Genomic DNA, 13,966 nt, shown 5'->3' on the forward strand with positions numbered 1-13,966 from the left:
TAGATTTCTGTGGCAAACAAGATCGACAGTGAAGTGCAGGGATGCGAGCGCGAAAGAGTCAGCGTTCCCGAAAACCAGCTGGTGGCCCTGCTGCGCGCGCGCCGTTCTGAGTCGCGGACAGGCATCACCACGCTCGACAAACGCGGCGAAGCCAGTGCGCTGACTTACTCGGAATTCTATGACCGGGCGGAACAGCTTTGTGCCGGTTTGCAGAGTACCGGCCTGCGGCCCGGCGACCGGCTGGTACTGCAGCTCTCCGATGCGCTTGATGTCATGCTTGGATTCTGGGGCTGCATCCTCGCCGGTGTCGTACCGGTCCCGCTGAACACGGCGCCCTTCTATGATCGCCCCAACAGCCAGACTGACCGTCTGCTCTCGGCTGTGGCCCGTTTTCGCATCCGCGCGGTGCTCACCTCGCCGGATTTACACACGCCCGTCAAAGCGCTGCTCGACACGCTGGATACTGACGGTGCCACTAAAAACAATATCAGTGTCATCAACATCTCGGACTGCCGTCGAGTCAGCGCTGCGCCCGACATCCACACCCCTGCGCCCGATGATCCTGCTGCCATGTTTCTGACATCAGGCAGCACCGGCGCGGCAAAGGGCGTGGTGCAGACCCATGCCGCCATGCTGGCGATGGCGGATGCGACCATTCAGATGAATGGCTTTACGGCCGACGACATCACCCTCAACTGGATGTCACTGGATCATGCCGGCTCGCTGGTATTTCTGGGTGTGATGCCAATGGCACTGGGCGCGACTCAGGTTCACGTACCGATCGACTACGTGCTGAAAGAACCCACCCGCTGGCTTGATCTGATCGAAAACTGGCGTGCATCGATAACCTGGGCGCCCAATTTTGTTTTCTCATTGCTGTTGGACCGCCAGCAGCAACTGCAGTCTCGTCATTGGGATCTGTCCTGCATGCGTTTCATGGTCAACGCCGGTGAGGCAGTGGTCAGTGCCACTGCGCGCCGCTTTCTTGCTTTGTTGCAGCCCTTCGGCTTGCCGGAAGATGCGCTAAGACCTGCATTCGGTATGGTGGAGACCTGCTCCGGCATCACCTGGTCAACTGGCTTCAGGCTTCAGGACACCTCCGATTCGGACTCCTTTGTATCGCTGGGACCGGTCATTCCTGGTGCGGCAATGAAGATCGTTGATGAATCAGGCAAAACCGTGGATGAAGGTGTCGAAGGCAGGCTGTTGATGAAAGGCGCTTCGGTCTTTAAAGGTTATGACGGCGAAGACGCGCTGAATGCCAGCATGCTGGTCGGGGACTGGCTGATGACCGGTGATCTGGCGTATATCGATGCCGGTGAGCTTTATGTCACCGGGCGCGAAAAGGACATGGTGATTATTAACGGCAATAATCACTATTGCCATGAGATTGAAGGCGCTGTTGCCAAATTCCCCGGCGTCGCCGGTGACTGTGTTGCGGCAGTGGGTGTCCGTGCGCCGGGCGACAACACGGAAAGCCTGGTTATTTTTTATTCGCCGGCGCCTGGCGCCGACAACAGCGGTGATGAGCAGGCTCTGAAAAAGGCTGTACGATCAGAGGTGGCCCGTCTGACCGGCATCGCGCCAGGCGCTATTATCGCGTTACGCCCAGAGGAATTTCCACGCACTGAAATCGGCAAGATCAAGCGCAGTGTGCTGAAGCTTCGTTACCAGAAAAGCGAATTCCAGTCTTCTGCAGTGATAAGTTCACGTCGCACCGATCAACTGGAGCTTGACGATAACGGACCCTTCCGGGAGCTGCTTGTTGGTATTACCGGCATCTGGAAGCGGGCACTGGGCCTCGAGTCCGTGGGGCTCGACGAAAGCTTCTTTGAACTCGGCGGTTCGTCGCTGCTGGCGATTCAGGTGCAGCATGAACTTGAATTGCTGCTGGGACGCGAGGTGTCGATGGTGGAGCTGTTCGATACACCCACGATTCGCACCATGGCAATGCATTTTTCTGGCCGGGCGGCCGCAGCAGCGGAAGCCGCGCAAGCGGCACCGGCTGCTCATCCGGCGACCGGCAGTGATGGTGACAATCAGTCGGGTGATATTGCCGTGATTGGTATCGCCTGTCGCTTCCCGGGTGCGCATGGTCCCGAGGCTTTCTGGCGTGTGCTTGAGGAAGGCGTCGAAACACTGACCTTCTTTTCGCCAGCGGAAGCGATTGCCGCGGGCGTGCCAGCATCGCAGGCGCATGATCCGGCGCAGGTCAACGTGGCGCCCGTGCTGGACGACGTTGAAGGTTGCGATCTTGACTTCTGGCGGTACGCAAAGCGGGAAGCCGAATTGATGGATCCCCAGCAGCGGGTATTTCTGGAGACCGCCTGGGAGGCGTTTGAAGATGCCGGTTATGTGCCGGGATCAGCGCTGGGCAAGGTTGGTGTCTATGCATCCGCGGCGACCAATACCTATCTGCAGAACAATGTGTATGCCAACAGGGCCTGGGTCGAGGAGAACGGGGGCAGCGTGCTGACCGTCAACTCGGTGCCGGGCTTTAATGTGATGGTGGCAAATGACAAAGATTATCTGCCAACACGGGTGTCCTACAAACTGGATCTGACCGGTCCCAGCATGGGCATCCAGACGGCCTGCTCCAGCACGCTGGTCGCCGTGCACGAGGCAGCGCGTGCTCTGCGCGCAGGCGAATGTGACATGGCCGTTGCCGGTGGTTGTGCGCTGATGCTGCCGCAACATGCCGGTCACTACTACGAAGAGGGTATGATCAACTCTCCTGATGGTCACTGTCGTGCCTATGACCGTGATGCCAAGGGCACGATATTTGGCAGCGGATCGGGCGCAGTCCTGTTGAAACGTCTCGATCGTGCACAGGCGGACGGTGATGCCATTTATGCCGTCATCAAGGGCAGCGCCGTGGCCAATGACGGTGGCCAGAAAATGGGCTTTACCGCGCCCAGCATGCTGGGTGAATACCGGGCTATCTCAAAGGCCATCGAAAACGCCGGTATCGACGCCGACAGCATTGGTTTTGTTGAGGGGCACGGCACCGGGACACCGATCGGTGATCCCATTGAAGTGCAGGCGTTGACCAAAGCGTTCCGGCACAGTTCACAGCGCAGCGGGTTCTGCGCACTTGGGTCGGTCAAGACCAACATCGGTCATATGGGCATCGCGTCCGGCATCGCCGGATTCATCAAGACCGTACTGGCACTGCATCACAAGACCCTGCCGGCGACACTACATTTCCGGGAAGCCAACCCCGCCATCGGCTTCGATAGCACACCATTTTATGTCAGTAATCGCACCTGCGAGTGGCCGGCGGGCAAGACGCCGCGCCGTGCCGGCATCAATTCGCTGGGCATTGGCGGTACCAATGTGCACGTCATTCTGGAAGAGGCGCCGCAGCCGACGCCGGTTGACGCAAGGACTGGCGTATTTGTGTTGTCGGTTTCTGCCGGTAACGAGGCAGCGCTCAGCGATAAAGTCGCTGCACTTGCCGACTTTGTCACGCGACATCCCGACACGCCGCTTGCCGATATTGCCTTCACTCACCAACGCGGACGGCTGGCCATGGCGTGCCGACGCGCTTTTGTAGCCGCCGACCGCGATGAATTGTTATCCCGGTTGTCTTGGCAGGGCGAACCATCGCTGTCCCCTGGCGCGGCAGGCACAGGACCCGGTATCGTGTTCATGTTCACCGGGCAGGGCAGTCAGTACGCGGGTATGGGTCGGGAACTGTATGCAACCCATCAGGCATTTCGTGATGCCTTTGATGCCTGTGCCAGCCTCTTCACCCCGCATCGCGAGCACGCCGTCCGTGACCTGGTACTCGCCGCAGCGGACGACAAGGCCGTACAGGCGATACTTGATCAGACGCAATACACGCAGCCTGCACTGTTCTGTATTCAGGTAGCGTTAGTACAGCTGTATCGAAAACTCGGCGTGCGCCCCGACTGTATTGTCGGCCACAGCATTGGCGAGGTGGCAGGTGTGTGGGCCGCCGGCGGCCTCAGTCTCAGCGATGCAGCCGTGCTGGTGGAAGCGCGCAGCCGCCTGATGCAGACAGTGACCAAAAAAGGCGGCATGGCCTCGGTGAAAGCCGGTGTCGACACGGTGCGGGCACTGCTGCGTGAGGCAGGCACGGAATGTGAGATTGCCGGCTGCAATTCGCCATTTGATACCACCATTACGGGGGATGCCGAGGTCGTTGGCCACGCCTGCGATTACCTGCGTCAGAAGAAAGTCAGTGTGGTGCCACTGAACGTATCCCACGCCTTCCACTCGCAGCATATGGAAGCTGTGCAGCAGGAATTCGCCTCGGCTTTGGCGGGCCTTGAGTTCAAAAAAACGCTCATTCCGGTATTTTGTAATCTGGATGCGACGGCTCTTGAACATGACAAACGCGGCGCGGATTACTGGGTTGCTCAGCTGCGCGCGCCCGTGCAGTTCGTGCAGGGGCTGCAACAGGCAAAGGCCGTTGGTGGTGGCTGTTTTGTTGAAATAGGGCCGGCGGCGATTCTCTGTGGCCTGGGAAGGGCGTTGGACAGCGACAGTGGTCTTGATCAGGCGCAGTCTCTTGGTCAGGCGCAGCCGGGTCACTGGCTACCGAGTTTACGTAAAGGCCAGCCCGACGCAAGGGTGTTCGCCGGTGCGCTGGCAGAATTGTTCACGCTTGGCCACGAAATCGATTGGTCCGGAACAGCGGCGTTTGACGGACGCAGAGCTCATCTGCCGACTTACCCATGGCAGCGCCAGCGCTGCTGGATAGACCCCGACCCGGGTCAGATGAATTCGCCGTCAGCGGATCCGCTGCTGGCCAGGCCACTGGTTTTGCCGCGGCTCGGGCAGCAGCTGTATACACTCAATTACTCGCCCGAGGCCATTCCGGTGCTTGCCCAGCATCGCGTATTCGGCGTTGTGGTGCCGCCAGCGGCGCTGTATACATCGCAACTGCTGCGAACGGCCGCTGACGTTACCGGCAGCGGTTGCGTGGCACTGAGTGACATCAATTTTATCGCGCCAATGCACCTGCCCGGCGACAGGTCTGGCAATGACGGCAGGACGGTCCAGATTCTGTACGACGCCAGCGGCGCAGTGACCAGTATTGAACTCAGCAGTCAACCAGCGAATCTGCGATTGTCAGGTAGCTTTGCCGGGGGCAACACCCGGGCGAACAACCACGGCGTGCAGGTGCATGTGACGGCGGAGCTGTTGCCGGATGCGCCGGGCAGCGAAGTGGCAGTCGATATGGTGGCGCTGCGCCGCCGTTGCAGTGAGCCGCTTAATCCGCAGATCATTGAAACTCACATGGCGGCCATGCAGGTGGAGCTGGGCGAATCCTTCCTTTGTTTCCGGCACATTCATCGCGGCGATAACGAAGCGCTGGCATTGCTCGACGTACCGGCAACGCCAGCGTCGCGTATTGCGCAGGGGATTGCTGCCGGGCTGATCGATTGCCACTGGCAAACGATGCTGGCGGCATTGCCTGAGTTGCCGTCAGAAACGATCGTGCCCGCCCGCATCGATACGCTGGTCAGCTTCACGGACAGTCTGCCCGATCAGGTGTGGGCGCATGCCGAGATACATCGGCAGTCGCCGTCTCTGGTGATCGCCACAGTCCGGTTGCTGTCGGCTGATGGCAGGGTTCTTGTCGAGAGCCGTGGTATTGAGTTCCGCGTGGTGGCGGCAGAATCATTCCGGCATGCGAGCGCGGTGCGAAATTCGGACTCGCAACCTGCTCTGTTTACCCGGCACTGGGAAGATATTCGTGCGGCCGTATCGGGTAGCCACCCAGCGGATGATCTGGCTGGTGTGTGGCTGGCAGGCGATGCTGACGATGTGAAGGCACTTGCTGCGCAGTTGCACAATGCCGGTGTCAAAACGATGTTGTTTGCTGGCGCAACTGTCGCGCCCGAATCCGATCGCCGCTGGCCGCTGATCTATGTGGATCGCATCACACGCGCCGACCACAGTGCTGATGCCAGTGCCAGGCTCAATCAGTTCATGGCATCGCTCCAATCGGTATCCAGTGTTTTCAGCCAGCTCGTCATCGTCACTGCGATTGCAGAGCCATCAGCGACAGAGCGTTCTGCAGCGCTGACCATTGCGCAACGTTCAGCACTGGCGATGCAGGCGGTGGCGGCCGCGCATGAGTTGCAGGACTGGCCGATAGCCGCAGTGGAAATGGATCAGCATGACAGCAGTGTGCAAACGTTACTGGCGTTGCTGTCAACAGCCATGGATACCGGGTGCCGACTGCGAATAAAGGCCGGCGATGTGCAGTCTTTGAAGGCAGATCTGCTGACGCCCGGTTCGTCTGAGATCAGTTTTTCACCCGACAAGCTGCAGGTGATCACCGGCGGACTGGGTGGCCTTGGGCTGCTCACTGCCCAATGGATGATCCGGCGGGGTGCCCGCCACTTTGTGCTGGTCGGGCGTTCCGGCCCCTCTGAGGAGGCGGAAACAGCGCTGGCAACGTTGCGTGCGCAAGGTGCAAAGATTGATATTCATCGCTGCGATGTCAGCCAGCGCGGTCAGGTCATCGCGCTGGCAGAAAAAGCTGCACAACTGGCGCCGGTGGAAACAGTCATTCATGCCGCCGGGGCGCGTCGCGACGGGCTCATCGGCTCGCTGCAGAGCGATGATTTCTCCGCCCTGGCGCGGGCGAAAGCCGTGGCGGCAGACAATCTGCATCAGGCGTTTGCGTCCCTGAAGCCCCGCCACACGATTTATTATTCTTCGACTGCGGCCTGGCTGGGTGGCGCAGGCCAGAGCAACTATTGCGCAGCCAACGCGGCGCTCGATAGTCTGGCCAGTCAATACACCAGCGGTGCTGATTGTCACACCATCAGTGTTGCCTGGGGCCCCTGGCGTCAGGTCGGCATGACGGCAACGCTGAATGAGAGCCATCTGGCGCGAATAGAGAGCACCGGTTACGGATTCCTCGACGCTGACACCGGCTTTGATGTGCTGGGTCGTTACCTGGTTGCCCCGTCGGCAAGTGAGATCTGCATCATGGTCGCGGATACCAACAGCCTGTCGGCGCTGCCCGGCGCCGCAGGGTTTTTCCCGGTCTCAGCGCGCGGCACTGTGGCCAAGGTTGCCGTTGTGACACCCGTTGCACACGCTGCCCCGGCACGACATCCAGCGCTTACCGGCGAGCTGTTGGCGTTGAATCCTAAAGCTGCTGACGAGCGCCTGCAGGATTATCTGGCGCAGCTGGTCGCTGATATGACAAATCCGGGTAGCAAGGAGCACATCGACGTCAGCACGGGGTTCCTGGATATGGGAATCGATTCGCTGGCTGCACTGGAGTTGCGCAAAAAACTGGAGTCGGCACTGGGCCTGAAATTGAAATCCACGCTGATTCTGGACTATCCCAGCATCTCTGTGATGGCTCGGGAACTGGTGGCTCAGTTGCAGGCCTTGCATCCGTCATCAGCGCCAAAGAATCAGCAAGAGCATCGCGGCACCGGGAAACATGCTCTTGAGCCCGGCGCAAAGGCAAAACCGGACAGGTCGGAATTGCTCCGACAGCTCGCCAACGAAATCGATCTTCAGGAGTAGGCATGATCAGGACATTGGGCGTCGCAGGCGCCGGCGTAATGGGAAGAGGCGTGGCTCAGGCGGCTGCGCAAAAGGGCATGCGGGTGGTGCTGCTTGATATTGATGATGATGTTCTTGCCGCGGCCGACAATGAGATCCGCCAGGCCGTCCGTTTTGCGGCGATGCTGGACAAAAAATCTGCAGTGGAGTCTGCGGATGACGTTTGCCAGCGCATTGAATACACCACTGACATCGACAGACTCGCGCAGGCGGATTTTCTCGTCGAGAATGTCAGTGAGAAAGTGGCCATCAAGCAGGCACTGTATCCGCAACTGGACCGTGTCTGTAAAAGCGACTGCGTGATTGCGGTAAATACCTCGGCGATTTCGATTACCCGGGTTGGCAGTTGGACCGAGCGCGCGGACAGAATTGTTGGCATGCACTTCATGAATCCGGTGCCAATGAAGCCGCTGGTGGAAGTTATTCGCGCCCACCATACCAGCGAAGCAACCCTCACCGTAGCAAAGGAGTTCCTGGCGCAACTCGGTAAGGAAGCAGTCGTTGTTAATGACATGCCCGGCTTTGTTTCCAATCGCATTCTGATGCTCACGGTGAACGAAGCTGTTTTTGTGGTGCAGGATCAGGTGTCGTCACCGCGTGATGTGGATCGCATCTTTAAGGGCTGTTTTGGCCATAAAATGGGCCCGTTGGAAACCGCCGATCTGATCGGGCTGGATACCATACTGTTTTCGCTGGACGTGCTCTATGAAAGTTACAACGACCCCAAATTCCGGCCCGCACCGTTGCTGCGCAAGATGGTGGACGCGGGTCTGCACGGGCGCAAGTCAGGCGAAGGATTTTTCAAATACCCCAATTTGCATCATGCCAACAAAAAACAAGCCCTTTGATATGGAAATGGTAAAACAGTGACCGAGACAAACTATAAACAGGATATCCGCAGTTTTCTGGAGAATTTCATCAGCGAGGAAGACTTTGCCGATGACGATGATATTTTTGAACTTGGGCTGGTGAGCTCTCTGATGGCCATGCAGCTGGTGCTGTTTGTGGAAAAGACTCTGGATATTCGCGTCGAAAGCGAGGACCTGAATCTGGATAACTTCCGCAGCATCGACCGTATGGATGCTTTCATGCAAAAAGTATCGGCCGCGGTCAATGGATAAACACGACTCCACGCAGCGCGCACAGCACCGACAGGAAGTGGCCCGGGTGCTGGCCGGTTTTACACCGGCAGACATTGCTGCCTGGGATCAGGCTGAGAACCTGCCAACCGATGTGCCTGCAGCGCTGGCACAGGCCGGTTTGCTGGGCAGTTTTATTGATACCGGGCATGGTGGCAGAGGCTGGGATGCCTTGTCATTTGGTTTGCTGTGTGCCGAATTCGGTCAGGCCAGTCTGTCGTTGCTCAGCATTGTCACCGTGCACAGCATGGTCATGGAAGCCATCCGGCTGTCGGGTACCGGACAACAACGAGCCGACTGGTTGCCCGTGCTGGCCCGGGGCGAAAAGCTGGGTGCTTTTGCACTGACCGAGCCCGATTATGGCAGCGAGGCGACAGGCATACAGACCACGCTGGTAGAGTGCGAGGGTGGTTATCGCGTGAGCGGCAGAAAGAAATGGATCTCGTATGCCGCCCGGGCAGATGTATTGTTGGTATTCGGCAAGCTGGAAGACGGCCGCGCAGTGGCGTGTCTTATGCCTGCCGACGCTGAAGGATTGAGTATCACCCCCATGAAAGGCTTGCTGGGTTTTCGGGCGGCAATGCTCGGCGAAATCAACATGCAGGACTGCTTTATACCGTCTGCCAACCTGATAGGAGGAATCGGCGCCGGCATTAATTATGTCGCTGCGGGCGCGCTCGACCTGGGCCGACTGGCAATTGCGTTTGGCAGCCTGGGCGCGATGGAAGCCTGTGTGACGGATTCCGTGATCTATGCCAACAAGCGACAGCAGTTTGGTCAGGCATTATCGAAACATCAACTTATCCAGCAGATGCTGGCAGACATGATGACAGCCTACAAAGCGGCCGAGCGGCTGTGCTGGCATGCGGCGGAATTGCGCAGCGCCGGCAGTCCGATGGCGACCATGGAGACCGCCACCGCCAAGTATTTTACCTCGACACATGCGGTCACGGTGGCAAACCAGGCGGTACAGATCCACGGCGCGGCCGGTTGCAGTGCCGGTGAAAGTCGTACCGAGCGTTTTTACCGCGATCTGAAGATTACCGAGATTATCGAGGGCAGCAATCAGATGCAGCAGGTCATGATCGCGCAGAATGGCATGGGCGAGTTTGTCCAGTCGGCCCGTCGTCGCCAACGCCTGCTGGCGGAGAATTGAGTATGGGCGTCGGGGTGAGCAAAAACCGGATCAAATGTGTGGTCTGGGATCTGGACAACACCTTGTGGGACGGGGTGCTGCTGGAGAGCACCGAGGTGCCCGGCTTGCGTCCGCACGTTCGCGACGTCATCGAAGCGCTGGATCAGCGCGGCATTCTGCAGTCAGTGGCTTCAAAGAATGAGCCCGAACCTGCCATGGCGGCATTGGCGGCGCACGGGCTGGATCAGTATTTCCTGTATCCCCAGATCAGCTGGAATGCAAAGTCGCAAGCCATCGGCACCATCGCCGAACGCCTGAACATTGGTATCGATACCTTTGCTTTTATAGATGATCAGGTTTTTGAACGCGATGAAGTGTTGTCGGTGCATCCGTCAGTCAGAGCGTTCAGCGAAGCCGGACTGGAAAAGCTGCCGGAGCTGGAAGACTTTATGCCCCTGCATCTGACGGCAGATGCGCGCAACCGGCGGCAGATGTATCAGAAGGAAGCGCTGCGCGCCCAGGCGCAGGAAGACTTCAAGGGGCCAGAGGATGCATTTTTGCGCACACTGGACCTCAAGTTGCGACTGAAGCCCGCCAGCGAGGAAGATCTGTATCGGGCAGAGGAACTGACCTTGCGTACAAACCAGCTCAATACCACGGGCGTGACGTATTCGGCAGAACAATTGCGCGAACTGATCGCATCGCCGCAGCATCAGGTTATTGTTGCCGAGCTGGAAGACAAATACGGTGCCTACGGCGCGATAGGTCTGTTGCTGATATCGCAACAGCCCGGGCTGTGGTGCATTGATCTGTTCCTGATGTCGTGTCGTGTCATGTCGCGAGGGGTCGGCGGCGTCATTCTGACCGCTTTGCGCACCACCTGCCGCAACCGGCAGCTAAGGCTGGCGGCGCAGTTCCGGGAAACCGATCGCAACCGCATGATGTTCATCACTTACCGCTTTGCCGGTTTCCGGGAAGAGGGCGAGCTGTTGATGAACGAGCTTAGCAGTATTCCGGCGTTACCCGACTACATGCATTTGAACATTGACGCCGCACTGGATTGGAGACTGCCGTGAGCAACTCTGCAAACAACGACAACAACGATGACGATATTATCGTCAAGGCACTGGCTGAAATCCGGCGCCTGAAAGCGGAGAATGCGGAGCTGCGTGCCGGTCATGCCGTCGCAGTATCCGGGCAGCCAGAGTCAGGCGTAGCACCGATCGCGGTCATCGGTTTTGCCTGCCGTACGCCCGGTGCCGGCGACAACCCGGAGGCGTTCTGGCACATCCTCAAAGAGGGACTGTGCACGATTACCGAAGTGCCGCCGTATCGCTGGTCGGTGGACCAGTATTACGACGCCAATCCCGATGCGCCTGGCAAGATGCGTTGTCGCTATGGCTCCTTTCTGGGTCGGGTAGAAGATTTTGATTGCCGGCTGTTTGGCATATCGCCGGTTGAAGCCAGCTATATGGATCCGCAGCAGCGCCTGTTGCTGGAGCTGTCGTGGGAAGCGCTGGAAGATGCCAACATGAACATGGAGGCGCTCAAGGGCTCCTCGACGGGTGTGTTTGTTGGACAGAGCGGGTTTGATTTTGCCGCTCAGCACATGACCGAGGAAAGCCTGTGTGAAATTACGCCCTACGTTGGTACAGGTTGCGCATCCAGCCCGGCAGCCGGCCGCATTTCCTATACCTTTGATTTCAAGGGTCCTTCCTACGTTGTAGACACCGCCTGCTCCTCGTCGCTGGTCGCTTTGCACAATGCCTGCCAGAGCCTGCGCCAGGGCGAATCCACGCTTGCCCTGGTGGGTGCTGCCAACCTGATTCTGGCACCGGGTATGAGCATCAACTTCGACAAGGTCGGCATGTTGTGTGAGGACGGTGTGGTTAAAACCTTCGACAAGGATGCACATGGTGTGGTGCGTGCTGAAGGCGGTGGCATGGTGGTGCTCAAACGGCTGGACGCCGCGCTGCGCGACGGCGACCGTGTTGATGGTGTCATTCTTGGTTCCGCGATCAGTCAGGATGGCGCCAGTTCGAGTCTGATGGCCCCCAGTGGCACATCGCAAAAGGCGGTCATGCAGGCCGCGCTCAAGACGGCGGCAATCAGCCCCGATCATATTGATGTTGTGGAGGCGCATGGTACGGCAACGGCGCTGGGTGACCCCACCGAGCTCACCGCGCTGCTCGACGTCTATTGCCGAACGCCGCGCAGTCAGCCGCTGATTGTTGGATCAGTTAAAACCAATTTCGGACACATGGAAGCGTCCGCCGGCATCGTTGGTTTTATCAAACTGTTGCTGGCGCTGCGCAATGACTATTTGCCAAGGCATCTGAATTATACCGAAGGCCATCCGGACATCGACTGGGCCAACGAGGCCATCGAAGTCTGCGCGCAGGGCAAGCCCTGGCCCAGATCACAACGGCGACGCGTTGCCGGGCTCAGCGGTTTCGGTTTCTCTGGCACCAACGCTCACGTTATTCTTGCCGAAGCGCCCGAGCCAGCGTCGGCAATTGCAGATGGGAACTCGCCGCTGTCTCTGGAACAGACACCGCAGCTACTGATGTTGAGTGCTGCCACGCCGGTGTCACTGCAACGCACGGCGGGAGCGCTGGCAGACTGGATGGAAAACAATCCAGACATTGCGCTGGCACGTGTTTGTCATACCTGGGCGACCCGGCGAAAGCGTCAGGTTAATCGCCTGGCCATGGTTGCCACCGACCGAGAGCAGGCAATTGCCAGGCTGCGGCGCTTTGGTGAAGCAGGAAAAGCCAAAGGCTGTGCCAGTGGCACCGTGCAGTCGCGCACTGGACGGCTGGCTGTGGCGATGGTCTGTGGCGGTCACGGAGCCCAGTATCACGGCATGTCAGCATCACTGTACCAGGCTGAGCCGGTGTTCCGGGCGGCTTTTGATCGTGCCAGCGCCATCGCCAGTCAGTACTGCGACAGCGACCTGGCTGCGCTACTGCACACACAGCCTACGCAGGCCAGCAGCAAACTGTTTGCCGGCAACCGGGTAGAAGGCGAACTGGGCAAAACCCTGCAGGCGCAACTGGCGATTTTTTGTGTGCAATATGGCCTGGCGCAGCAATGGCAGGCCTGGGGCGTGTCGCCAAAAGTGTTGCTTGGGCACAGCCTGGGTGAATATACAGCGGCCTGCCTGGCAGAGGTGTTTTCGCTGGAAGACGCCATCATGCTGATCGCCGAACGCGCCCGCCTGATGGACGCGCATACGCCGCCGGGAGCGATGCTCACAGCATTCCACGACGAAACGGCCGTGCAGGCTATCCTTGCCAATTATGCAGACGCCGGAATCGCTGCCGTGAATGGCCCCGGCATCATCCTGGTGGCCGGTGCAGAAGATAGTATTGCTGACATTGCGCAGCGTATCGACGCTGACGGCGGGCGCACAACCAGCGTGCCCATTGACCGGGCGTTTCATTCGCCGCTGGTCGATGACGTGCTGCCGAACTTCCGGCGTGTGCTTGAGCGCGTACATTTTTCGCCGCCGAAAATTCCGCTTATTTCGAATTTGACCGGTACCGTGGCTGACCAGGCCATCACCACCGTTGATTACTGGCTGCGACATTCCCGTGCGCCGGTCCAGTTCATGAAGGGTATGCAGACCCTGCATGCCGCCCGATACGATGCCTTTATCGATCTGAGCCCGGAGCCGGTGATGATGGGGCTGGATTTGTGTTTTCAGGAAATTCGTGCCGAACTCGGTTCCAAAGGCGTGTGGGTACCCAGTCTGAGAAATGGTGTTGATGATCAGGCGCGGATGCTTGAATCATTCGGTAAATTGTATTGTCTGGGTTTTAATTCCGCTCCCACCCCTTCGGTGCAAACTCTGGCGCAAACGCCCGTGCGGCTGCCGACTTATCGTTTCGATAGACAGCGCTGCTGGTCGGCTGCGGCGGAGCGGGGCCAGCAGACTTCTGCCGGCAGAGCCGTTGCCGCGAGCAAGTCAGCTGTAAGCGACAGCGTGGTCGCGGGTGACAATATGCAGTCCGCAATACCCGCATCAGCACAATCGTCCGGCGCCGATGATATACATCGCGTCATGCTGGAGCATATGGCCGTGGTAGATCAGTATCTGGCGTTGACCGAAGGAAACAGGTAA

At 58.8% G+C, this 13,966-nt stretch carries 6 protein-coding genes; all 6 read left to right on the forward strand.

The features are described 5' to 3' along the window. Window positions 1–9 precede the first annotated feature (9 nt). Genes WD071_RS14150 through WD071_RS14175 form a run of 6 tightly spaced genes read left to right on the forward strand, consistent with a single transcriptional unit; the run spans window position 10 to window position 13,966 of the window. On the forward strand, window positions 10–7,527 hold the full coding sequence (locus WD071_RS14150) for an SDR family NAD(P)-dependent oxidoreductase (RefSeq protein ID WP_368049043.1): 7,518 nt from the start codon (window positions 10–12) through the stop codon (window positions 7,525–7,527). A 2-nt stretch (window positions 7,528–7,529) separates the two neighbouring features. Then, the gene (locus WD071_RS14155) at window positions 7,530–8,414 is read left to right on the forward strand and encodes a 3-hydroxyacyl-CoA dehydrogenase family protein (RefSeq protein WP_368049044.1); all 885 of its coding nucleotides are present in this window, start codon (window positions 7,530–7,532) and stop codon (window positions 8,412–8,414) included. 18 nt (window positions 8,415–8,432) lie between these two features. Beyond that, on the forward strand, window positions 8,433–8,687 hold the full coding sequence (locus WD071_RS14160) for a phosphopantetheine-binding protein (protein ID WP_368049045.1): 255 nt from the start codon (window positions 8,433–8,435) through the stop codon (window positions 8,685–8,687). Beyond that, window positions 8,680–9,861 carry an acyl-CoA dehydrogenase family protein gene (locus tag WD071_RS14165; RefSeq protein ID WP_368049046.1) on the forward strand — a complete coding sequence of 394 codons (1,182 nt, stop codon included), beginning with the start codon at window positions 8,680–8,682 and terminating at the stop codon, window positions 9,859–9,861. Before WD071_RS14160 ends, WD071_RS14165 begins: the two co-directional genes overlap by 8 nt. Window positions 9,862–9,863: 2 nt before the next feature. Continuing rightward, window positions 9,864–10,916 carry an HAD-IIIC family phosphatase gene (locus tag WD071_RS14170; protein ID WP_368049047.1) on the forward strand — a complete coding sequence of 351 codons (1,053 nt, stop codon included), beginning with the start codon at window positions 9,864–9,866 and terminating at the stop codon, window positions 10,914–10,916. Beyond that, window positions 10,913–13,966 carry a type I polyketide synthase gene (locus WD071_RS14175; protein WP_368049048.1) on the forward strand — a complete coding sequence of 1,018 codons (3,054 nt, stop codon included), beginning with the start codon at window positions 10,913–10,915 and terminating at the stop codon, window positions 13,964–13,966. Before WD071_RS14170 ends, WD071_RS14175 begins: the two co-directional genes overlap by 4 nt.

The sequence above is a fragment of the Pseudohongiella sp. genome (assembly GCF_040877505.1).
Taxonomy (GTDB): Bacteria; Pseudomonadota; Gammaproteobacteria; order Pseudomonadales; family Pseudohongiellaceae; genus Pseudohongiella.